The organism is Pseudomonas nabeulensis (assembly GCF_004682045.1).
GTDB lineage: Bacteria > Pseudomonadota > Gammaproteobacteria > Pseudomonadales > Pseudomonadaceae > Aquipseudomonas > Aquipseudomonas nabeulensis.
This window is the reverse complement of sequence record NZ_QUZT01000001.1, coordinates 181,498-203,124: the sequence shown is the minus strand read 5'-3', so window position 1 is coordinate 203,124 and position 21,627 is coordinate 181,498. Positions and strand designations below refer to the sequence as shown.

At 59.0% G+C, this 21,627-nt stretch carries 27 protein-coding genes and 1 tRNA gene; 12 read left to right on the top strand and 16 right to left on the bottom strand.

Translation table 11 applies throughout. The annotated features are described in order from the left end of the window. Position 1: 1 nt before the first annotated feature. Entirely contained in the window at positions 2–562 is a 561-nt protein-coding gene (locus tag DYL61_RS01050) for a glycine cleavage system transcriptional repressor (RefSeq protein WP_003172487.1), read from the bottom strand. A 273-nt stretch (positions 563–835) separates the two neighbouring features. Between DYL61_RS01050 and dapA the strand changes: the two genes are divergently transcribed. The 5 genes from dapA (at position 836) to DYL61_RS01025 (ending at position 4,525) form a co-directional block, all read left to right on the top strand. Then, on the top strand, positions 836–1,714 hold the full coding sequence (dapA, locus tag DYL61_RS01045; RefSeq protein WP_135306836.1) for a 4-hydroxy-tetrahydrodipicolinate synthase: 879 nt from the start codon (positions 836–838) through the stop codon (positions 1,712–1,714). A 17-nt stretch (positions 1,715–1,731) separates the two neighbouring features. Then, positions 1,732–2,847, top strand: a complete 1,116-nt coding sequence (gene bamC / locus DYL61_RS01040; RefSeq protein ID WP_105696793.1) for an outer membrane protein assembly factor BamC — start codon at positions 1,732–1,734, stop codon at positions 2,845–2,847. A 4-nt stretch (positions 2,848–2,851) separates the two neighbouring features. Then, complete coding sequence (locus DYL61_RS01035; RefSeq protein WP_105696792.1) at positions 2,852–3,610, top strand: MBL fold metallo-hydrolase; 759 nt, start codon at positions 2,852–2,854, stop codon at positions 3,608–3,610. Positions 3,611–3,637: 27 nt separating this feature from the next. Continuing rightward, positions 3,638–4,351: a phosphoribosylaminoimidazolesuccinocarboxamide synthase gene (purC, locus tag DYL61_RS01030; protein ID WP_135306835.1), complete on the top strand. Its 714-nt coding sequence runs from the start codon at positions 3,638–3,640 to the stop codon at positions 4,349–4,351. Between the two features lie 84 nt (positions 4,352–4,435). Beyond that, positions 4,436–4,525: transfer RNA gene (locus DYL61_RS01025), tRNA-Ser, on the top strand. Positions 4,526–4,611: 86 nt separating this feature from the next. On the opposite strand, the gene DYL61_RS01020 is transcribed toward DYL61_RS01025, so the two are convergent. The 6 genes from DYL61_RS01020 to DYL61_RS00995 all read right to left on the bottom strand — a co-directional run bounded on the left by DYL61_RS01020 (position 4,612) and on the right by DYL61_RS00995 (position 8,663). After that, positions 4,612–4,899, bottom strand: a complete 288-nt coding sequence (locus DYL61_RS01020; RefSeq protein ID WP_135306834.1) for a type II toxin-antitoxin system RelE family toxin — start codon at positions 4,897–4,899, stop codon at positions 4,612–4,614. Further along, positions 4,889–5,128, bottom strand: coding sequence for a type II toxin-antitoxin system RelB/DinJ family antitoxin (locus tag DYL61_RS01015; protein ID WP_135306908.1), 240 nt, complete (start codon positions 5,126–5,128; stop codon positions 4,889–4,891). Before DYL61_RS01015 ends, DYL61_RS01020 begins: the two co-directional genes overlap by 11 nt. 420 nt (positions 5,129–5,548) lie before the next feature. Continuing rightward, positions 5,549–6,775, bottom strand: coding sequence for an MFS transporter (locus DYL61_RS01005; RefSeq protein ID WP_135306832.1), 1,227 nt, complete (start codon positions 6,773–6,775; stop codon positions 5,549–5,551). A 183-nt stretch (positions 6,776–6,958) separates the two neighbouring features. Further along, the gene (locus DYL61_RS01000) at positions 6,959–7,384 is read right to left on the bottom strand and encodes a type II toxin-antitoxin system YafO family toxin (RefSeq protein WP_135306831.1); all 426 of its coding nucleotides are present in this window, start codon (positions 7,382–7,384) and stop codon (positions 6,959–6,961) included. A gap of 6 nt (positions 7,385–7,390) precedes the next feature. Next, a complete protein-coding gene (locus DYL61_RS31220; RefSeq protein ID WP_167497924.1) occupies positions 7,391–7,537 on the bottom strand; it encodes a hypothetical protein in 147 nt (48 codons plus the stop codon). Positions 7,538–7,724: 187 nt separating this feature from the next. After that, positions 7,725–8,663: a LysR family transcriptional regulator gene (locus DYL61_RS00995; RefSeq protein WP_135306830.1), complete on the bottom strand. Its 939-nt coding sequence runs from the start codon at positions 8,661–8,663 to the stop codon at positions 7,725–7,727. A 158-nt stretch (positions 8,664–8,821) separates the two neighbouring features. Between DYL61_RS00995 and DYL61_RS00990 the strand changes: the two genes are divergently transcribed. The 3 genes from DYL61_RS00990 to DYL61_RS00980 are packed head-to-tail and all read left to right on the top strand — an operon-like array spanning position 8,822 to position 12,420. Next, positions 8,822–10,141 (top strand): MFS transporter, encoded by a 1,320-nt coding sequence (locus DYL61_RS00990; RefSeq protein ID WP_135306829.1) that lies wholly within the window; start codon positions 8,822–8,824, stop codon positions 10,139–10,141. 13 nt (positions 10,142–10,154) lie between these two features. Beyond that, positions 10,155–11,384, top strand: coding sequence for a Zn-dependent hydrolase (locus DYL61_RS00985; protein WP_135306828.1), 1,230 nt, complete (start codon positions 10,155–10,157; stop codon positions 11,382–11,384). 10 nt (positions 11,385–11,394) lie between these two features. Beyond that, the gene (locus tag DYL61_RS00980) at positions 11,395–12,420 is read left to right on the top strand and encodes a histone deacetylase family protein (protein ID WP_135306827.1); all 1,026 of its coding nucleotides are present in this window, start codon (positions 11,395–11,397) and stop codon (positions 12,418–12,420) included. 322 nt (positions 12,421–12,742) lie between these two features. Here the strand turns inward: DYL61_RS00980 and DYL61_RS00975 are convergent, their stop codons facing one another. From DYL61_RS00975 to DYL61_RS00950, 6 genes are all read right to left on the bottom strand, one after another. Beyond that, a complete protein-coding gene (locus DYL61_RS00975; protein WP_135306826.1) occupies positions 12,743–13,114 on the bottom strand; it encodes a helix-turn-helix domain-containing protein in 372 nt (123 codons plus the stop codon). A 3-nt stretch (positions 13,115–13,117) separates the two neighbouring features. Next, positions 13,118–13,420, bottom strand: coding sequence for a type II toxin-antitoxin system HigB family toxin (locus DYL61_RS00970; RefSeq protein WP_135306825.1), 303 nt, complete (start codon positions 13,418–13,420; stop codon positions 13,118–13,120). Between the two features lie 77 nt (positions 13,421–13,497). Further along, the gene (locus DYL61_RS00965) at positions 13,498–13,800 is read right to left on the bottom strand and encodes a hypothetical protein (protein ID WP_135306824.1); all 303 of its coding nucleotides are present in this window, start codon (positions 13,798–13,800) and stop codon (positions 13,498–13,500) included. Between the two features lie 107 nt (positions 13,801–13,907). Beyond that, positions 13,908–14,711: a hypothetical protein gene (locus tag DYL61_RS00960; protein ID WP_135306907.1), complete on the bottom strand. Its 804-nt coding sequence runs from the start codon at positions 14,709–14,711 to the stop codon at positions 13,908–13,910. Between the two features lie 94 nt (positions 14,712–14,805). Beyond that, positions 14,806–15,123 (bottom strand): type II toxin-antitoxin system RelE/ParE family toxin, encoded by a 318-nt coding sequence (locus DYL61_RS00955; RefSeq protein ID WP_135306823.1) that lies wholly within the window; start codon positions 15,121–15,123, stop codon positions 14,806–14,808. Then, positions 15,120–15,401 (bottom strand): type II toxin-antitoxin system ParD family antitoxin, encoded by a 282-nt coding sequence (locus DYL61_RS00950; RefSeq protein ID WP_167497923.1) that lies wholly within the window; start codon positions 15,399–15,401, stop codon positions 15,120–15,122. Before DYL61_RS00950 ends, DYL61_RS00955 begins: the two co-directional genes overlap by 4 nt. Positions 15,402–15,746: 345 nt before the next feature. On the opposite strand from DYL61_RS00950, the gene DYL61_RS00945 reads away from it, so the two are divergent. Next, a complete protein-coding gene (locus tag DYL61_RS00945; RefSeq protein WP_105696778.1) occupies positions 15,747–16,649 on the top strand; it encodes a LysR family transcriptional regulator in 903 nt (300 codons plus the stop codon). Here the strand turns inward: DYL61_RS00945 and DYL61_RS00940 are convergent. Both DYL61_RS00940 and tcuC read right to left on the bottom strand, forming a co-directional pair. Then, on the bottom strand, positions 16,641–17,399 hold the full coding sequence (locus DYL61_RS00940; RefSeq protein ID WP_135306906.1) for a substrate-binding domain-containing protein: 759 nt from the start codon (positions 17,397–17,399) through the stop codon (positions 16,641–16,643). The genes DYL61_RS00945 and DYL61_RS00940 overlap by 9 nt on opposite strands. After that, a complete protein-coding gene (gene tcuC / locus DYL61_RS00935; protein WP_105696777.1) occupies positions 17,399–18,703 on the bottom strand; it encodes an MFS transporter in 1,305 nt (434 codons plus the stop codon). Before tcuC ends, DYL61_RS00940 begins: the two co-directional genes overlap by 1 nt. Positions 18,704–18,901: 198 nt before the next feature. Here tcuC and DYL61_RS31215 point away from each other — a divergent pair, with 198 nt between their 5' ends. The 3 genes from DYL61_RS31215 (at position 18,902) to DYL61_RS00925 (ending at position 20,592) form a co-directional block, all read left to right on the top strand. Continuing rightward, positions 18,902–19,045, top strand: a complete 144-nt coding sequence (locus tag DYL61_RS31215; protein WP_167497922.1) for a hypothetical protein — start codon at positions 18,902–18,904, stop codon at positions 19,043–19,045. 205 nt (positions 19,046–19,250) lie between these two features. After that, positions 19,251–20,174, top strand: a complete 924-nt coding sequence (locus tag DYL61_RS00930; RefSeq protein ID WP_135306821.1) for a LysR family transcriptional regulator — start codon at positions 19,251–19,253, stop codon at positions 20,172–20,174. Between the two features lie 55 nt (positions 20,175–20,229). Continuing rightward, positions 20,230–20,592: a 5-carboxymethyl-2-hydroxymuconate Delta-isomerase gene (locus tag DYL61_RS00925; RefSeq protein ID WP_135306820.1), complete on the top strand. Its 363-nt coding sequence runs from the start codon at positions 20,230–20,232 to the stop codon at positions 20,590–20,592. 3 nt (positions 20,593–20,595) lie between these two features. On the opposite strand, the gene DYL61_RS00920 is transcribed toward DYL61_RS00925, so the two are convergent. Beyond that, positions 20,596–21,531 (bottom strand): LysR family transcriptional regulator, encoded by a 936-nt coding sequence (locus DYL61_RS00920; protein ID WP_135306819.1) that lies wholly within the window; start codon positions 21,529–21,531, stop codon positions 20,596–20,598. Between the last annotated feature and the right edge of the window lie 96 nt (positions 21,532–21,627).

The following is a 21,627-nucleotide window of genomic DNA, read 5'->3' as shown; positions in this document are numbered from 1 at the left end:
CTTACATTGGATTCTGTGGGCGCCACGGTTCGATCAGGGCGTCGAGGTTCAGTGCGTCGGCAAAGTCCAGGAACTGGTCGCGCAGCCAGCTGATTTGCACGCCGGCCGGCAAGGTCACGGTGAACGTGGCGTTGAGCATGGTGCCGCCGGTTTGCGGGGCCTGGTAGGTGTCGCAGGTCAGGTTCTCCAGCTCGACATTGTGGTCGATAAAGAACTGGCACAGCTCGTTGACGATGTCCGAACGGTAAGCCGAGCTGACGTACGCGACATAAGGCAGGGCTTGTGGACGATTTTCCAGTGCGGCGCTGCGCACCACGTTGACGGTGAAGTCATGCTTCTTGGCCAGGCCCGGCAGGCCGGTTTCCAGGCGCGCCAGGGCGTCCCAGGTGCCGGAGATCTGCAGGACCAGCGCGCTGCATTCGCCGTGGCGGGTGAGGCGGGAGGTCACGACGGCGCAGCGGTTTTCATGGCTGGCGCGGCACAGGACGTTGGTCAGCTCCATGGGGTTGGCGCCGAGGGCACTGATGACAAGGAATTGTTCGCGGACTGTGGGGGTGGACATGCAGCCTTCCTAAAACGATGAGCGGTCGATACCGTGAGGGCTGTATCGATCAAAGGATGAAGGGTAGCGAAAAGCGCCGCCAAGGGATAGGAGGTGGCGTTTTCATTACGCGATCGAGCTTATTTCATCCTGCTTCACGCGGTGCTTTGGCCCAATGATGGCATTGCCCGTCGTTTAGTTGCGCCATAACGCATCCTCACGCGGTACTTCGCTTGTGCAAGCATCTTGGCGCCAGTACCATTACGGCTCTCTTTTTCCGGCAGGAGCGGTTGCATGATTGCGGGCAGTATGGTGGCACTGGTCACACCCATGGATGCACAAGGTCATCTCGACTGGGACAGCCTGGGCAAACTGGTGGACTTCCACCTGCAAGAAGGCACCAACGCCATTGTGGCGGTCGGCACCACAGGTGAGTCGGCCACCCTGGATGTGGAAGAACATATCCAGGTCATCGAATTCGTGGTCAAGCGCGTAGCGGGCCGTATTGCCGTCATCGCCGGTACGGGCGCCAACTCGACGCGTGAAGCGATCGAGCTGACCAACAACGCCAAGAAGGCCGGGGCCGATGCCTGCCTGCTGGTGACCCCGTACTACAACAAACCGACCCAGGAAGGCTTGTACCAGCACTTCCGCGCCATCGCCGAAGCCGTCGATATCCCGCAGATCCTCTACAACGTACCGGGCCGCACCGCGTGCGACATGCAGGCCGCGACCGTGATCCGCCTGTCCACCGTGCCGAACATCATCGGCATCAAGGAAGCCACCGGCGACTTGCAGCGCGCCAAGGACATCCTGGCCGGCGTGAGCAGCGACTTCCTGGTGTATTCCGGTGACGACGCCACCGCTGTCGAGCTGATCCTGCTGGGCGGCAAGGGCAACATCTCCGTGACCGCCAACGTGGCCCCGCGCGCCATGAGCGAAATGTGCGCTGCCGCCATCGCGGGTGACGCCGCAACCGCCCGCGCGATCCACGAGAAGCTGATGCCGCTCAACAAGACACTGTTTATTGAATCCAACCCTATCCCCGTGAAATGGGCGCTGTTCGAGATGGGCCTGATGCCGGACGGTATCCGTCTGCCGCTCACCCGTCTGAGCGAAGCCTGTCACGAACCGCTGCGACAGGCCCTGCGCCAGTCCGGCGTCCTGGTTTAATTGAGGAAGCACTACGCATGAAGCGATTGGCCGGACTTTCCGCACTTGCCTTGATTATCTCCAGCACCAGTGGCTGCGGTTGGATCTGGGGCCCGGAAGGTTACTTCCGCGACCGCGGTAGCGATTACCTGGAAGCCCAAGCAACCAAACCGATGCAACTGCCGCCGGACGTCAACGTCGCCAAGCGCCTTGATCCGCTATTGCCGATCCCGCGTAACGTTGCCGACGACACCACCAAGGGTGAGTACGTCGTGCCACGTCCACAGCCGATCTCGGCCGTGGCGGACGCCAGCGACTACAGCCTGCAAAAGAGCGGCGACAATCGCTGGATCATGGCTCAGCGCCCACCTGCCGAAGTCTGGCCGGTGGCCGTACAGTTCTTCCAGGACAATGGCTTCCGCATCGATGAGCAACGTCCGCAGACCGGTGAGTTCACCACCGCATGGCAGCAAGGCAGCGAGCTGTCCGCCACCATGGCCAAGCGCCTGCAGGCCGGCGGTGTAGCCGCCGACAGCGAAGCCCGTGTGCGTGTGCGCATCGAGCCCGGCGTGCAGCGCAATACCAGTGAAGTCTACGTCGTCAGCGCCGAGCGTCCTGCCGGCAGCACCGCCAACGTCGATTTCACCAACCGTTCGGTCAACACTGGTGTCGATTCGGCACTGGTCGACGAGATGCTGGCCAGCATGAGCCGTATCTCCGAGAAGGGTGGTTCGGTTTCCCTGCTCGCTGCACGTGATTACGACACCCCGAGCCGCGTCAGCCTCAGTGAAGACGGTAGCGGCAACGTGGTGCTGAACCTGGGTGAAGACCTGGACCGTGCTTGGGCCAGTGTTGGCCGCGCGTTGGAGCAAGGCCCTTGGCGTGTTGAAGACATCAACCGCAGCCTGGGCCTGTACTACATCAACGTGGCTGAAAAGGCCGAGAAGAAAGATGACGAGCCAGGTTTCTTCAGCAAATTGTTCGGCAGTGCGCCGACCAAGGAAGAGATCGAGACCCGTGCCGAGCGTTACCAGGTTCGTTTGAGCAAGGTGGGCGACAGCGTGCAAGTCACCGTCGAGAAGAACATCAACACCGTTGCACCGGCTGAAACCGCGCGCAAAGTGTTGGGCGTGATTCAGGACAACCTGGGCTGATCCGATGCGTTTTGCCGTTCTCGGCAGCGGTAGCCAAGGGAACGGCACGCTGGTCGCACATGACGACACGTATGTGCTGGTGGATTGTGGTTTCTCGTTAAAAGAAACCGAGCGGCGCCTACTGCGCCTGGGGGTTCACCCCGCGCAGCTGAGCGCGATTCTGGTAACCCACGAACATGCCGACCACGTGCATGGCGTGGGTTTGCTGTCTCGGCGCTACAATCTTCCGGTGTACCTCAGTCGCGGCACCTTGCGCGGGATGCGCAAACCCATTGAACCCGCAGGTTTCCTGGCCGGTGGCGAGCAATTGCAAATCGGCGCGTTGAGCATCGACGTGATTGCCGTGGCGCACGACGCTCAGGAACCGACGCAGTATGTCTTCAGCGATGGCGAGCGGCGTTTTGGTGTGCTCACCGACCTGGGGTCGTATTGCTCCAAGGTACTGGACGGTTACCGTGACCTCGATGCATTGATGATCGAGTCCAACCACTGCCGGGACCTGCTGGCGCGCGGTCATTACCCTCGCTTTCTCAAGCAGCGGGTCGGCGGCGAACTGGGACATTTGAACAACCATCAGGCGGCGTACCTGGTGTATGAGTTGGGCTGGCAAGACCTGCAACACCTGGTCCTGGCCCACTTGAGCAGCAAGAACAACCTGCCGACGCTTGCCCGGCAATGTTTTGTCGACACCCTCGGGTGCGACCCGGACTGGCTGCAACTGGCCGATCAAGATTCAGGGCTCGACTGGCGACACATCGCCTAGCCCACCTCACTCAAAGCGGAGCCCATCATGGAAAAACGTGAAGAACTCTACCGCGGCAAGGCCAAATCGGTTTACAAGACCGACGACGCCAACCGCCTGATCCTGCTGTTTCGCAACGACACCTCGGCGTTCGACGGCAAGCGCATCGAACAACTGGATCGCAAGGGCATGGTGAACAACAAGTTCAACGCCTTCATCATGCAGAAGCTCGAAGAGGCCGGCGTTCCGACCCAATTCGACAAACTGCTGGGCGACAACGAGTGCCTGGTCAAGAAGCTCGACATGATCCCGGTCGAGTGCGTCGTGCGTAACTACGCCGCCGGCAGCCTGGTCAAGCGTTTGGGCGTGGAGGAGGGCCTCAAGCTCAACCCTTACACCTTCGAACTGTTCCTGAAGGACGACGCCAAGGGCGACCCGTTCATCAACGAATCCCACGTGGTGGCATTCGGCTGGGGCACCGCTGAGCAACTGGCGCGCATGAAGGAGTTGTCCCTCAAGGTCAACGACGTGCTGAGCAAGCTGTTCGACGACGCTGGCCTGCTGCTGGTGGACTTCAAACTGGAATTCGGCGTGTTCCACGACGGCTCCATCGTCCTGGGCGACGAATTCAGCCCGGACGGCTGCCGCCTGTGGGACAAGGGCACCAAGAAGAAGATGGACAAAGACCGCTTCCGCCAGGGCCTCGGTGACGTGATCGAAGCCTACGAAGAAGTCGCCAACCGTCTCGGCGTACCGCTTTAATCGACGCAAGCATCTGATAGCACGGAAAAAAATCTCGCTTCGAGCTTTGCTTTCCCAAGTTACGCTGTTATGATGCGCGCCGTTGGAGAGATGCCAGAGTGGCCGAATGGGACGGATTCGAAATCCGTTGTACCTTCACCGGTACCTAGGGTTCGAATCCCTATCTCTCCGCCATTACATAGAAAAAGCCCCGTAGCTGAATAAGCTACGGGGCTTTTTTGTTTTTTGGCTTTATGGGTGTTGAGCGGTCAAACCCCGCATTAACTCAAACGCTCAGAGACCTTTTGATAAACCTGATTACGCTCCCGCTTATCGATTGCCACAACGACCACCGTTATTTCCTGATCAATCACTTGATAGAACAGCCTGTAACCGCTACTGCGCAGTTTGATCCTGTAGCAGTCAGACAGGCCGTGCAGTCGATTGCCCTCAATACGTGGGTTTTTCAGGATTTCCACCAACTTCTTCTTCAACTGCTGGCGGACGGTATCGCCGATTTTTTGCCATTCCTTCAATGCGCGCGCATCAAAATCAAGGCTATAGGTCATCTATAGAAACCCTTACGCGTTGAGGCGAGGCAAGGCGTTCTCGAACAGTCGCAAGCAAGGCTTCGTCATCTTCAGTCATCAGGACGGGCTTGAAGGGTAATTGGCCACGTTCCGCGACATATTGCAGGGTCTGGCGCATCAGTTCGGAAGGTGTGACGCCGAGTCTTTCCAGCTCACGATAAGCGCGAGCTTTCAAGTCGTCATCGATGCGGACATTTATGGATGCCATGGAATGTTTTCTCATGTAATGACATTGGTCTTTACAGTGAGTGATAGGCGTTTTATTGGCAAGTCCGTTGAGACGTATGGCGTTCTCCATTTCAGTTCGCCTCACTTTTTGCCCTGTGGCTTAGGTGGGGTTTTTTTATCGGTTTCCTTCACTGTTTCCCTCGGCCTTTTCTTCGCCTCACTCTCCGTCACGTATTCCCCTGTCACCGCATCACGATATCTCGTTGGCATATCCGCTCCTGAACAGTAAGTCGCCACACCGGCGACCCTTTCGAGGCTAGCTCAGGGGCGTGCGCCCACAAGCGTCGCCGGGGGAATTCTCATTACCGGGCTTTTCAGGACGTGTGTTTGCTGTTGGGCAGGAATTGAAAAAGCCTGCTGAACTCAACGCTCAGCAGGCTTTTTAGTGGATCTTGTCTGGCTATGCAGCCTGAGCCACCAGCGTGTTACTCACCTTACGGCCCAGCACCAGTACCGTCACAAACCCAGCACCGACCAACGCTGTCGCCAAGCTCAACAACACCGCACTGCCCATCTGGTCAACGATCCGCCCGCCAAAGAACGAACCCAGCGCGATAATCACCTGGAACAACGCCACAAACAGCGGCATGCCTCGTTCAACATCCTTGGGCGCAACCACAAACATCCAGATACTCGCGCACGCCGGGAAGGCGCCGAAGGCGAAGCCCCAGAGGGCGATCAGCATCGCAGCGCCGGTCATGCCGGTGGCGAAATGCGGGAACAGCGCGGTGCTGGTGCCGATCATCAGCGCCACCAGCAGCAAGGTGTGGCGCACGCTGCGGTTGGCGGCGAAACCGGCGAACACGTTGCCCATCACCCCGGCCACGCCGTAGAGCAGCAACAGCGAACCAATGGTCGGCCCATCAAAGCCTGCACTCTGTTTGAAGAACGGCGCGACATAGGTGTAGGCGGCAAAGTGCGCCAGGCCGATCAGCAACACGGCGATCAACCCGACCCGCGCCTGGGGGTTGATAAACAGGGCCGGCAGATCGCTGATGAGAATCGCCTTTTCCGGGTTGAGTCGCGGCAGTAGAAAGACCTGTGCCAGCAGCACTGGCACGCCGACCAGCGCGGTGACGAGGAAGGTCATGCGCCAACCCATCAGGCCACTGAGCCACGTGCCGACGGGCACGCCCAGTACGGTGGCCAGGGTGACGCCCATCATGATGATCGAGGTGGCTTTTGCTACGCCCACGCCCTTGGGGGCAAGGCGACCACTGAGGGCGATGGCCGTGGCCCAGAACCCGCCGATGCTGATGCCCAATAGCACGCGTCCGAACAGCAGCAGGTTGAAGTCACTGGCAAAGGCCACCACCGAGTTGGCGATGATCATGATCAGCGTCAGGCTGATCAGCAGGTAGCGGCGGTCCATGGCGCCAATAAATACCGACAGCAACGGCGCGGCGAGGGCGGCCATGATGCCGGGCAGGGTCACCATCAAGCCGGCGTGACCGGCGCTGATCCCTAAGTCGCTGGCGACGTCGTTGAGCACGCCCACCGGGAGAAACTCACTGGTCACCAGGGCAAAGGCACCTACGGCGACCGAGAGAATCGCCAACCATTGCTGTTTGACGCTTTGTTGATTATGTTCGGGACGGCCGCGTGGGGCCTGGCTTGTGCTGGGCATGGTGTTGGAGTCCAAGAGGAATGCCGCCTGAAAACCAGGCGCGGGGAAGGATTGGCAGGCGATTATATGAACCGGGTGGGGAAATTCAGCAGACTGTCGTTTCGATAGTAATCATCAGTGCTATCGATGTGACGGGGTTGTAGCCACTCGGCTTTTGACAGTCAAAGGACTTAGGTGCAAGACCTATTCGCCCACATCGTCGATATCGGGATAGATAGCTCGGCCCAGGATCCATGGCGAAACTACATCGTTATATATCGTGCGCAGGTACGATCCCCATTCGACGCGACTGTGGGCGTCAGGCCCGACGACCGTCAGCAGCAAGTAGCTGTCGCAGTATTCGTCGTGAGCGTAAATAAGCCAGAAATCGTTATTGGGGTCGTTTGTGGCGGTGGTGCGGTCGTACTGGCGTCTGATCTTGGCCCATCGAGCTTGGATTCGGGAGGTGCTTGCCAGATGGACATGATGCATGTCGCTCAGGTCGAGGCTTTCATCTCGACCGAAAATTGAAGGCAGTTCGCCGCAAACTTTGTAGTTGTAAAAGTGCGCGGCGAAATTTTCCCATTGGTTGATCTGTTGGAACAGTGGGGAGATTTTGACAGCGGGCATTCAATCCTACTTGGAGATTGGAAGCTTGCCGCTGATCACAAAGGAGTCGAAGACTTTCTGGCCATCACGCGCGGCTTGCCGTACGTCAAGGAAGGTCAGCTCTCGGCTGACAACTTTCTTGCGTGGCTTTTCGCCTTTTCGGGTGGTGGCCATCGGAGCCTCCGAGGGATGTGTGTTCATGGCGTCCAGCTTATGTGAATAGTGATTGGCGATCAAACTGTGCCTCATTGCACAGCTCGACAGAACTGTAGGTGCTGCGTTGATACCCCTCAAGGGCTTCATTGAGAGAAGCGTCTGGTAACCCCGTCAGGAAAATCTCCAAGTACATCAACGGGTAGTATTAGCGGGTCAACCGCGCCAAAAGACTCTCAATAAACACCCCCTCCGCCCGACTCATCTTCTGCTCCCGATTCCACAGCAGGTGAATGTCCACATCCGCAATCCCTTCATCCGGCGGCAGCCGCCAGAGCAGCCCATTCTTTACATCCTCGGCCACCACATGAATCGGCAGGCAGCCCAGGCCAAACCCGGCAATCACCAAGCGTCGCACTTCTTCCAGGCTGGACGATGAGGCCACAATCCGCCCGCTGAAGCCCTGTTGATCGCGAAAGATCGTCAGCGGCGATAGCATCCCGCCAATCTGGTCGCTGGTGAAACTGACGAAATTTTCCGACTGTAAATCCCCCTCAGCCAGGCCGGTGCGTCCAAACAGCGGGTGGTGTCGTCCGCAGAAGAACGCGTAGCGCTGGCGCAGGAACAGGTGTTGTTCCAGGCGTGGCTGCGGGCGACGGTTGAGGCTCAAGCCCAGGGTCGCGGTTTTTTCCAGGAGCGCGGCGACGATGTCCGAGCTGCGCATCACTTCGACCTCCAGGTCCACCCGAGGATGTTCGCGATGGAAGCCTGCGAGAAAGTCATCGAAGGTGTCCGAATTGATTCGGCTGATCATCAACAGCCGCACCTTGCCGATCACTTCGTCGCCGGGTTTTTGCAGCGCGTTGCTCATCTGTGACACCTGTCCGTACATCTCGCCGGCAATGGTGAAGATTTGTTCGCCAGCTTCGGTCAGCACAAAGCGTGGGCCACGGCGGGCGATGAGTTCGCAGCCAAGTTGTTCTTCCAGACGCTTGAGGGCCTGGCTGATGGCGGGTTGGGTCAAGTGCAGGCGGGCGGCGGCGCGGCTGATGCTTAGCTCTTGGCCGATGACGCGGAAGGTGCGCAGCAGGTTCCAGTCCAGGCGGTCGTTGAGTAGCGGGTGAGTATTGCGACGGAGTTCGGACATGCTTCGGCTCAATCATAAGCAGGATTTATAATCTGAATAATAAATAGAAAATTGACTAATCCTAGCCCCGAGACGAAAAATTACCCTCAACAAGCGCCCATAGAGCGCACGTGTTCGACCTTTCTCCTGCCAAAAAAATAACCAAAGGAGCCAGCCCCATGAAGCCTTCCGCTTCGCCCCAGCCTCGCCGTGCTGCGGCCGCCGCTTTTATCGGCACCATGATCGAGTGGTACGACTTTTACATCTACGCCACTGCCGCCGCGCTGGTGTTCGGTCAGCTGTTTTTCCCCTCTGAAGACAAACTGTTCAGCACCATGGCCGCGTTCGGCACCTTTGCCGTGGGTTTCTTTGCGCGGCCGTTGGGTGGCATCGTGTTCGGCCATATCGGTGACCGCATCGGTCGCAAGAAATCCTTGGTGATCACGCTGGTGATGATGGGTGTGGTCACCGTGTGTATTGGCCTGTTGCCGACCTACGCGCAAATTGGCGCGGCTGCGCCGGTGCTGTTGATTCTGCTACGCGTGGTGCAAGGCATCGCGGTCGGTGGCGAGTGGGGCGGGGCGGTGTTGATGGCCGGCGAGCATGCGCCGAAAGGTCGTCGAAACTTCTTTGCCTCGTTCGCTCAGTTGGGCAGCCCGGCGGGTTTGATTCTTTCGTTGTTGGCGTTCAGCGCCGTGACGCGTTTACCGGAAGAGGACCTGATGAGTTGGGGCTGGCGCGTGCCGTTCCTGGCCAGTGCCTTGCTGTTGGTCGTGGGCCTGGCGATTCGCCTGGGCGTCAACGAGTCCCCTGAGTTCCTCGAAGACAAAGCCCTGGCGGAAAAAGCGCGGGCCATCAAGAAAGACCAAGCCCCTGTGATTGAAGTGTTGCGTACGGCCTGGCGCCCTCTGTTGCTGTGCATTGGCGCAAACACCCTGGGCATCGCCGGTGTGTATTTCACCAACACCTTCATGATTGCCTACAGCACTCAGCAATTGGGCCTACCGCGCTCGTTGATTCTAGAGTGCTTGTTCTTCGTCGCCATCATTCAATTCTGCGTCCAGCCGCTGGCCGCGTGGGTCGCCGAGAAGGTCGGTGCCACGCGTTTCCTCTGCGCCATGACCGTGCTGGCGATGGCCTCGCCTTACCCGATGTTTGTGCTGGTCAGCAGCGGCCAGGCGCCGTTGATCATCCTGGGCATCGCCCTGGCTGTGGTGTGCATGGCCTCGTTTTATGCCGTGATCGCCGGGTTCGTCAGCGGTTTGTTCGAAACCCGTGTGCGCTACACCGCGATCTCCCTGGCTTACCAGGTGTGCGGCGCGTTGGCCGGTGGCCTGACGCCGTTGATCGGCACTTGGCTGGCCCATGAATACCAGGGCCAGTGGTGGCCGATGGCGGTGTTCTACAGCGTGATTGCGGCGGTGTCGTTGGTGTGCGTACTGGCGCTGTCACGTCGCCACGCCACGGCTCATCGTCATGAAATGGCGCATAGCGTCTGATGGAGATTGTGTAATGTTGAAGATTAACAGCGAGCGCCTATGGGCCAGCCTGATGGCCATGGCCGAGGTCGGCGCCACTGCGCGTGGCGGCAGTTGCCGTTTGGCCTTGAGCGCCGAAGACCAGGCGGGCCGTGAACTGTTCAGCCATTGGTGCACTGCTGCCGGGCTGACCCTGAGCGTGGACGCCGTCGGCAACCTGTTTGCGCGTCGCGCCGGTACTGACAACGACGCGGCACCGGTGATGATGGGCAGCCACCTCGATACCCAACCAGAGGGCGGACGCTTCGATGGTGTGTATGGTGTATTGGCCGGTTTGGAAGTGATTCGCAGCCTGGATGACCATGGCATCCAGACTCGCAAGCCGCTGGAAATCGCGGTGTGGACCAACGAGGAGGGCGCCCGTTTTACCCCGGCCATGCTCGGCTCTGCGGTGTTTACCGGCACCCTGGCGCTGGACAAGGCACTGGCGACGACGGATGTCGACGGTGTCAGTGTCGCAGAGGCGTTGCGCGCCAATGGCTACAACGTTTCACGCCCATTGGGTGGCGCGGTGGATGCGTATTTCGAGGCGCATATCGAGCAAGGTCCGATCCTTGAAGATAACGCCAAGAGCATTGGCGTCGTCACCGGTGGGCAAGCGATTCGTTGGTTGGACGTACGGGTCGAAGGCATGGCCGCTCACGCTGGCACCACGCCGATGCCGCTGCGCAAGGACGCGTTGTATGGGGCTGCACAAATGATTCAGGCCCTGGAAGGCCTCGCTGCGGATTTCGCGCCAGAAGGCCTGACCACTGTCGGTGAATTGAGCATCGCCAAATCGTCGCGCAACACCATTCCGGGCTTGTTGAGTTTTACCGTCGACCTGCGTCATCACCGTGATACCGACATTGATGCCATGGAACAACAGGTGCGAGCACGCCTGGAGGCTATCGCAGAAATACGCGGCTTGAGCGTCACCATCAGCCCTCATTGGATCAGCCCGGCCACCCCGTTCGACGCGCAATGCGTGGCCTGCGTGCAGGATGCGGTCGATGCCTTGGGCTACAGCCAGCAACGTATTGTCAGCGGCGCCGGCCACGATGCCATTCACCTGGCGCGCTATTGCCCAACCGCGATGATTTTCATCCCGTGCGTCGGCGGACTCAGCCATAACGAAGCCGAAGACGTACTGCCCGAGGACGTGCGCCAGGGCACCGATGTATTGCTCAACGCCGTGTTGAAACGCGCCGGCCAGGTTCAGTAAGGAGACTTCCATGCGTACGTTTTTTCACCCCGAGCAACTCTTGCACCATCCACGCAGCTACTACTCCCGAGGCCAGATGCGCACGCCTCAAGAGGTTCCGGAGCGCGCCCGCAACCTGTTGCTGGCGGCGCAAACCCTGGGGTTTGATATCCAGCAACCCCAGGACCATGGCTTGGACCCGTTATTGGCCGTGCACGGTGCGCCTTACCTGACCTTTCTTGAAGAGGCCCACCCACGCTGGAAAGAAGTCCCCGAAGACTGGGGCGACGAAGTCATGTCCAACATCTTTGTACGCGAGCCCAACGCCTTGCGCGGCATCCTCGCCCAGGCTGCGCGCTACCTGGCCGATGGCAGTTGCCCTGTCGGCGAACTCACTTGGCGTTCGGCTTATTGGTCCGCGCAGAGTGCCGTCGCAGCGGCGAAGGATATTCTCGACGGCGCACCCGCCGCGTACGCACTGTGCCGTCCACCGGGCCATCATGCGCGTTTCGATGCGGCGGGAGGTTTCTGCTACATCAACAACGCTGCGGTGGCGGCCCAGGTGCTGCGCGACGGTTTTCAGCGCGTTGCCGTACTCGACACTGACATGCACCACGGCCAAGGCATCCAGGACATTTTCTACGAGCGTGACGACGTGCTCTACGTCTCGATCCATGGCGACCCCACCAACTTCTATCCCGGCGTCGCGGGGTTTGCCGAAGAGCGCGGAAGCGCCAGCGGCGAGGGTTTCAACCTCAACCTGCCAATGCCCCACGGCGCCAGTGAGGCGCTGTTCTTCGAAAAACTCGAACAGGCGCTGGCGGCGGTGAAGGCGTTTTCGGCGGATGTGCTGGTGTTGTCCCTAGGCTTCGATATCTACGAGCTGGACCCGCAAAGCAAAGTCGCGGTGACCCGTGAAGGGTTTGCCCGATTGGGGGAATGCATTCGTGGGCTGGGACTGCCCTGTGTGATTGTGCAAGAGGGGGGCTATCACCTGGAGACGCTGGACAGCAATGCGCAAGCGTTTTTCAGTAGCCCGCAAGCCTGGGTGAAATAACAAGGCGATCGCCTCTTGGATGCATGATATCTTTGTGCCATCACGTGTCGTGATGGTCACGGAGGATGCTATGAAGAAGCTGTCGTTGCTGGGTTTGCTGGTGGTATTGGCTGTTAGCCCGATGCTGGCAATGGGGTGTCCGAAGGGGACGCATCCAGTGGGTGGCACGGGCTCGCATCATAAGGGTGGGACTTGTCAGTAGGCGTTTTGTGTCATCGCCCCGAGGGTTGATGAAGCGCTCAAGAGATAAGAAAAGCCTGCCGAGCCCGATACTCGACAGGCTTTCATAATATCGGTGTGTTCGATCAACCAGCCTCTGCCTTCACGCGTGTTTTACGGGCCTGATCAGGCTTTCGGCAGGAATGCCAAACATTTCATGCAGCTTCCAGATCATTGGTAACGTCAGTGCGCGTTTGCCATTGAGCACCTCATAAACGCGATTTTGACGACCGATCGCGGGCACAAGGTCGGCTGCCGATAGCCCAGACTGTTCCATCCTGAAGCGAATGGCATCGACCGGATTAGGGAGGTCTACTGGAAAGCGCTTCGCTTCGTAGGCCTCGATCAAGGTGATCATCACATCAAAATAATCACCTTCTGGTGTGCCTGGGTCTGGCTCGTTGTCGAACAGTGGGGAAACTGACTTGAGTGCGTCTTTGTAGTCCTGTTCAGTGTGAATAGGGCGGATGTTCATGGGTTACTCCGTTTCAACGGTATCGGCGTCAATCGCGTCGTATTGCTTATGTGTGCCGACGAACTTGATGTAGAGAGCGCCGTAGCGGTAAGCCACAGCGACCACTAGCCGGTAGTCGTTGCCTTTAATATTGAAGACGACTCTTCGGCTCTTGAGAATACTGGCGCTTCGAAACTGGTCCTTGATGTCAGTCGGTGCTGACCAGTTGGCATTTTTTGCCTCGTCTATCCAGGACAGCAATGGCTGTTCAGAATCCGGGTATTTCTGCCAAAAGGTCTTGAGTTGGCTGATCGCGATAATTCTCATGAGGAGATCTTAGTCCCATGATGGGACTTGTGCAAGCAGAGGTTTTTGTCACTTTTTTCAGTATTTGCGGATGGCTATCAAAGAAATTTTCCACACAAGGCATTTCCCTTATAGCTGTGCATGATCGGTCCCAGGAACATGAAAGGCCCGCATGCATATAGGTAGGAGGGTGGGGGGCGTGACTGGCAAACAGGGAGCTGCAAAGGCAGAGGCAACCCAACCCAAAGTGTCATGCCGCACCATTCGCGTTCTGATTTTTCATCAGGCGATTTTTGGTGATCTGCGATGCGCTCGTTCTTTTTATCCGGAAGTGAAACTTGCACGCCGACACAGCCGGTCATGCAAAAAATCAATACAGCTGCAATGACAGTCTTTTCCATTTCAACCCTGCTTAAGGGAAAGTGCCTAGACCTTCCCCATGGCGTCCATGCCCGTGCGAAGGACATGCTCTCGTACGCTCGACGAGCGCATGCCCCAAGACAAAACGTTACTCAGGCGTCAGTTCCAGCACCCGATTCCTGCCGCCCTCAGCCAGCAGATAACTTCCGCGGCCCGTCGGCACAATCGACTGGGGCGCCTTCAGGAATGAAAGAATCGTCTGCTGGCGCCCCTGTTTATCAATCAGCAGCAAGCGCGCCCGGTGTGTGGAGTCTTCATTGACCCACAACCCGCGTTCATCGCACATCAGGAAGGTCGGCTGGTTCAGGTTGCTGAGTATCACCGGGTCGCTGCCGTCGTCGGTCAACTCGCGCACTACGCCTCGCTTTTTTTCGTTGTAGAGCAGGCGGCCATCGGTGCAACGGATGATGGATTCACCTTCATTCACCTGGTCGCGCAACACGGTCAGGGATTGGTCGCTCCAGCGATAACGCATCAGGCGACCGGTAGGGTTGCGGTCTTCGATGGCGTAGAGGTCATCGCCTTCATCCCATAGCCCCTGCACGCTTTCGCCTTTGAACAGTTCGGTGACCACACCGTCCTTGTAGAAACTGACGGGCAGGCCGCCAGATTCCTGGCTGAACACCCAACCGCCATGGGTCGGGATCATGCCGTCGGGTTTGGACAGGTTGGCCACCACCACCTCGCGTGTGCCGTCGGGGCGGATGCGTACGATACTGCCCATGCCCCTGTCGAGTTCCTGGCTGACCAGCAGCGAGCCGTCCGGTTGCGGCAGCAGCGAGGCTGCTTTCGGTACATCGCGGTGCACGACCTGAACCTGCCAACCGCTTGCCGCGCTCACCGGGTAGAAGCTTTGCCAGGCGAAGAAACCCAGGGTGGCCGCACAGAGCATGCCGATCACCCAGAGCCCTGTTTTCAAGGCTCGAAAGCGTGTGCCATTGGTTCTTCCAGCGGTATTTGTCATTGATCGCTCTTATTGTCAGGGACTAGTCCGCGTCTTCCTGTGACAGCACCGTGTAATCCTGGCCACCGTAGAACACCCCCAGGATCGATACCGTGTTGGTATTGGCGTCCACCCTGAATGCAATGCTGGTGGTGTGCCGGTAATGGGTGATCCGCAGTCCGGGTAACAGGTCGTCACGGCGAATGCCGCGCAAGGGAAACAGGGAAAGACTTTCGCAGTAGCTGATGAGGTTGTCGATAAAGCGTTCAGCAACCTGCGGGGAGCCAGCATTGCTGATGTAGTCTTCAAGGGCGTCAAGTTGCGCCAAGGCTTTAGGCGAAAAGGCTACCCCATAACTCACGGTTTGTCGGAACCTTTTCGTTGACGCTTGGCCTTCATGTGTTCACGAACCTGCTCGGCGGACAGTGCTCGCCCAGGATTCGCCTCAAGGGCGGCCGCCGCTGGAATCACCTCGTCGCGCAACCAGGCTTCCATGGCGCGATCACGTGCCAGCAGTACGCGCAAGCCATCGCGGATCACTTCACTTTCACTGGCATAGTCACCGGCAGCGACCTTGGCCTTGACCATGGCAGCCATTTCGATGGGCAAGGTGATGCTCATTTGTTGGGTCGAGCGCATTTGGATGTCTGCCGATGATGGGTAGGATTCAATCCTACTTGACCATTGGCGTGATGCAAGAAGCAACTGATCGACGCTGATATCCGATGTCTCATCTTCGCACCAAAAAAGGCAGGGGTTCTGGCAGGTTTCCATGAGTCATTCTCTCTCCCGGTGAGTAGGTCAGGCCGGAAGTATTGACGCTTTTTGGCGATTGCGTGGTTCAAGTGGGTAAATAACCCACTGATATGTATGACTTCATATTTGTAGCAGGGTTATTCATGCAAGCCGCTGCCAGCATGAATGGCGCGCCTTCAGTTGCCATACGATAATGCCAACCCACCTCGACCACCCTGGCGTCTCCTTGTGATCATCAACTTCGACCTCAACGACCTCCAAGCCTTCCGCGCCGTGGTAGACAAGGGCAGTTTTCGCGGCGCCGCCGAGGCCATTCGTATCTCCCAGCCAGCCCTGAGCCGCCGCATCGAGAAGCTTGAGACCGCCCTCGACGTCAAGCTGTTCGAGCGCACCACGCGGCGGGTCAGCCTGACCATGGTCGGCCGCGCGTTCCTGCCGCAAGTGGAGCGCATGCTCGACGACCTTGACGTGGCGCTGATGGGTATCAGCAACGTCGCCTCAACGCGCATGGGTAATGTCACCATCGCTTGCGTGCCGTCCACGGCGTACTACTTCATGCCCCACGTGATTTCCGAATTCCACAAGCTGTATCCGAAGATTCGCCTGCGGGTGCTGGATGCCAGCGCCGGTGAAGTGTGCAACGCGGTGGAAAGTGGCGAGGCGGATTTTGGCGTGAGTTTCAGTGGCAGCCTGGCCGATGAAGTGGAGTTCGAGTTGCTGTTGCAGGAACGCTATGTGCTGGCCTGTCGCCGTGATCATCCGCTGGCCGGGCGTGAGAGCGTGCCGTGGGCCGAGGCCTATGAGCATGACTACATCACGGTGGACAAAACCTCAGGCAACCGTTTTCTGTTGGATCAGGCCTTGCGCGGTGTGCGGGTGAAAAAGCCGAGTATCTGCGAGACCCATCACGTGACCACAATGATCGGGTTGGTGGAAGCCGGGCTGGGGGTGGCGATGGTGCCGTCGATTGCCATGCCGTCCAATGAGCACCCGATTCTGGTCAGCGTGCCGCTGGTGGAGCCGCAGGTGATGCGCAATGTGGGCTTGATAAAACGCCGCGGGCGGACATTGCCGCCAGCGGCGTTGGAGTTGGAGCGGTTGGTGCGGGAGATGCCGTTCCGGTCAGCGTGACACCGAGTCCAGGCCGGTGGATTGCACCACCGGTTGCGCCTCGGGGGAGGCCAGGTACTGCAACAGCGCCTTGGCCTGTTCAGGGTGTTGGGCATTCACTGGAATGCCCGCCGCGAAACGCGTGACCGATTGCACGTCTTCCGGGATCTTGCCGACGTAAGTCACGCCCTTGACCGGCAGCAGTTCCGCCACCTGCTGCAAGCCCACCTCGTAATCACCCTTGGCGACCTGTTCGGCCACCGGGATGCGTTCGATCATGGTGCCCTTGGCGGGCATGCCGAGTTTCTTGAACAACTCTTTCTCGACATACACGCCGCTGGCGCTGTCCGAATACGCCACTGACTTGGCGTTGCTCAGCACGGCCTTGAGCTGCGCATCGGTGCCGATGGCTGGCTTGGCCGCGCCTTCCTTCACCACCAGGCCGATGCGCGAGTCTGCCAATTCCACGCGGGAGGCCTTGTCGACCTTGCCCTGTTTGATCAGGTCATCCAGGGCGTAGCCGACCATGATCACCACATCCGCGTGTTCGCCACGGGCCAGGCGGTTGGGAATCGCTTCCGGCGCCTTGCCCATCGACGGACCGAGGATGGTGTCCAGGGTGTCGCCGCTGTGCTCGGCGTACTGCGGGCCAAGCAATTTATACGCAGCGGTGAAGCCACCGGAGGTCATCACCTTGAGTGCTTCGGCCTGGGCCGTCAGCGCCAGGGCGCCGAGGGCCAGGGCCGTCAGGGTCTTGAACAGAGGCTTGATCATGCCGCCCCCTGCATCACCTGGCCACGGCTGTTGGCGCGGCGATACAACGCCAGCGTCGAGCACAGGGCGCACGCGGCAGCGAACATCATCCAGTAGGCCGGCGAAGCCTTGTCTTCGGTGATGTGGATAAACCAGGTCGAGATCGCCGGGGTGAAACCACCGAAAATCGCCGTCGCCAAGCTATAGGCCAGGGAGAAGCCCGCCACGCGCACTTCGACCGGCATGATCTCGGTGAGCGCCGGGATCATCGCGCCGTTGTACAGGCCATAGAGGAAGGAGAACCACAGCAGGGTTTCCAGCATATGGGCGAAGCTCGGTGCGCTTACGACGTAGGACAGTGCTGGATAGGCAGTCAGAACGGTCAGTACGGTCATGGCGATCAGCACCGGCTTGCGGCCAAAGCGGTCGCTGAGGGTGCCGCCGATCGGCAGCCAGATGAAGTTCGACACGGCTACCAACAAGGTCACTAGCAGGGCGTCGGAGGTGCTCAATTGCAACACGGTCTTGCCGAAGGTCGGTGCGTACACAGTGATCAGGTAGAACGCGGTGGTGGTCATCGCCACCATCAGCATGCCGCCGATGACCACGGACCAGTTTTTCACCAGGGTGGCCAGCACTTCACGCATGGTGGGGCGATGCTTGCGGTTGGCGAACTCTTCGGTTTCCTGCAGGTTGCGACGCAAGATGAAGATGAACGGGATAATCACGCAGCCGACGGCGAACGGAATGCGCCAGCCCCAATCGGCCACCACGGCAGGTTCCATCCACACGTTCAGGCCGTAGCCCAGTGCAGCGGCGACCACGATGGAGATCTGTTGGCTGCCCGATTGCCAACTGGTGTAGAAACCCTTGCGGCCCGGGGTGGCCATTTCGGCCAGGTATACCGAGACACCGCCCAGCTCCGCGCCGGCCGAGAAACCTTGCAGCAGGCGGCCCAGCAGCACCAGCGCCGGCGCCCACAGGCCAATGGTGTGATAACCGGGCACCAGCACGATCAGCAGCGTGCCGCTGGCCATGATCGACAGGGTCACGATCAGGCCTTTGCGACGACCGACGTCATCGATATAGGCACCCAGAATGATCGCGCCCAACGGACGCATCAGGAAACCTGCGCCGAACACGGCGAAGGTCATCATTAATGACGCAAACTCATTAGCGGCAGGGAAGAACGCGGCAGCAATGTAGGTGGCGTAGAAACCGAACAGAAAGAAGTCGAACTGTTCGAGGAAATTGCCCGAAGTAACGCGGAATACCGCACCAACTTTCGAACGGGCAGAGTCGGGCCGGGTAGGGCTAGTCATGGTTTTGTGTCTCCAGCGTTCTTTTTAAAGTGCTTGTTTCGCCTAAGACCGAGAATAGTGGCTGACACATTTAGAAATGATAAGTGACAAATTTGGATGGATTGATGTGTGTTGGCTATCAATTGGAAGGTGGGTCGAAAGTGCCAACGCTGATCTATGCTTGACGGTGTGACCAATTCTTACGGATGGGAGGTGGCAATGGCTGAGCAACAGAAACCGAAAGACGAGCCTGAACGTGAACAACCCCGACGGCGCGAAGAAGAAAAACCGCAGACCTGGAAACATCCAGACGATGGGACAGAGCTTTCCGAGCGCGACCAGGAGCGTCCGCTCAAACCCTGATGCCTTTATGTAGGAGCGAGCTTGCTCGCGAAGAACTCGAAGGCAACGGGTTCATCTAGGTTGCACGCGTTATCGTTGACGTTTTTCGCGAGCAAGCTCGCTCCTACATTGGTTGTATATTCAGCCTTGGCAGGAACCGTACACATAGACGCCACCCCGCGAGCTTTCTAAACTGCGGCTTGTCTTGGGGAAGGGGCAGGCGCCGATGAATCGCAATGAATTACGCAAAGCCGACATCAACCTGATGGTGGTGTTTGAAGCCTTGATGCTTGAGCGCAATGTGACGCGGGTGGCGGAGAAGCTGTTTCTGGGGCAGCCCACCATCAGCTCGGCCCTCAACCGCTTGCGAACGTTGTTCAATGACCCGCTGTTCATTCGCGTGGGGCACCGCATGGAGCCCACCGCGCGCGCCGAGGAAATCATCCAGCACCTGTCGCCGGCCCTGGATTCACTGTCGTCGGCCCTCAGCCTGACCCACGATTTCGACCCGTCCATCAGCACCATGACCTTTCGCATCGGCCTGTCCGATGACGTCGAATTCGGCCTGCTGCCACCCTTGCTGCGCAGCCTGCGCCGGGAAGCGCCGCAGGTGGTGTTCGTGGTGCAGCATGTGGATTACTGGCGCATTCCCGACCTGCTCGCGTCCGGTGACATCACCGTGGGCATCACCCAGACCCGTGGCCTGCCGGCGAATGCCAAGCGCAAGTTGCTGCGCCATATCCACCCGCGCATCTTGCGTGCCGACGCGTCGGACACACCGCTGACCCTCGATGAATATTGCTCACGCCCCCATGTGCTGGTGTCCCACACTGCCAACGTGTCCGGGTTTGCCGATGAGTGGCTGGCGGAAATCGGCCGCAAGCGCCAGGTGGTGTTGTCGGTGCCGCAATACAGTGCGCTGCCTGCACTGCTGGCGGGTACGGATTTGATCGCCAGCCTGCCGGACTACACCGCCGAGGCCATGGCGGTGTCGGGCAACCTGTTCTGTGAGCCGTTCCCGTTCGAAACGCCGACCCTGGATTTGTCCATGGTCTGGCTCAGCCACGTCGACACGGACCCCGCCGAGCGCTGGGTGCGTTCGCGGCTGGAAGCGTTCATGAGTGACCGAGGGGTGGCGAACAAGGCCTGATGCTTTTATCCGTGATATATCTACGAGTCTTCCTACGTAAACCTCGGAGACACCCATGCCGCATCTGCACCTGGAATACACCGCCAACCTGACGCAGCTGGACACCGACAAGGCTCTGTTGCGCCTGAACCATGCGTTGGTGGCCTCCGGTCAGTTCGGTGCCGAGTTCGATATCAAGAGCCGCGCCCTCAAGGTCGAGAGCTTTCGTGTGGGCACCGGCCTGAATGAACGTGGGTTTGTCGCGGTGCGCTTGGCCCTGCTCAGCGGGCGTTCGCCGCAGATCAAAAAGCAGCTGTCGGAAAGCCTGCTGGCGGTGGTGCAGGACCTCGGTCCATGGCCAGAAGGTGTGCAGGTGCAATTGAGCGTTGAGCTGCTGGATATCGATCGTGAGTCCTACAGCAAAGTCGCCATCGGCTGACCGCTACAGCAAGCCCTGATCCGCACACACTTTCACCACTTGCTCACGAAACCAGGCATTGGCGCTGTCCCGCCCACTGGTTTCGTGCCACTGCATGTCCAGGGTAAAACCCGGCAAGCCCTTGGGTGCGTCGCAGTGGCCAAACACCGTGGCGGGCGCCAGCAGTTTTTGCACGCGGCGGGGCAGGGTGACGATAAAGTCGGTGCCGGTGATCATCTTCAACGCCGCGCCGTAGCTGTTGGCGCGGGCGATCACCTGGCGCTTGTGTGCCTGGCGCGTCAGCCAGCCGTCGATCATGTTGGTGTCGGAGGTCCACGGCGTGGGGAACACGTGACGCCGCTCGACGAAGGATTGCAGGCTGAAGGCTGGCTCATTGGGCGCGGCACGTTTGTCGAACACACACACCAGATCGTCCTCCAGCAGCATCTGGGTCTTGAAGTCTTTGTGGGCGCGGTGAAAGTGCGGGCCGAAGCAGATCACCAGGTCGAGGCGACCTTCACGCAGGTCGTCGGCGGGAATGTCGGTTTCCAGTTTCTGCACGTTGACGATCACCGGCAGGTCTGCGCGGTCGAAGTGCTTCAACAGGCGCGGCAAAATCAGTTGCTCGAAATATTCCGGGGCGCACACGTTAAAGGTCACGGCCTGTTGCGTAGGGTCAAACGCTTGGCCGCCGGCGTGGCACAGGTTGATGTTTTCGAGGATTTTCTGCACATGGCCATACATGCTGGTGGCCTTGCCGGTGGGGCGCATGCCCGCGCGGGTGTTGATAAACAGCTCGTCCTCAAAACTGGTGCGCAGCTTCTTCAAGCTGTAGCTCACCGTGGACTGGCTGACGAACAGTGTTTCAGACACCTCGGTAACACTGCTCTGGTCGTAGACGGCGAGAAACACCATCAAGTCCTGCATATCGAGTTTTCTGAGCAAGTTACTGTTTAGCATCGGTTCCGTCCGTAAACCCTTGCACCGAACTCAGTACAAGACAGCGCAAAAGCTTAACGGAACGGTCGTGCCATAAGAAAGTTCTGTAGGGCGTTT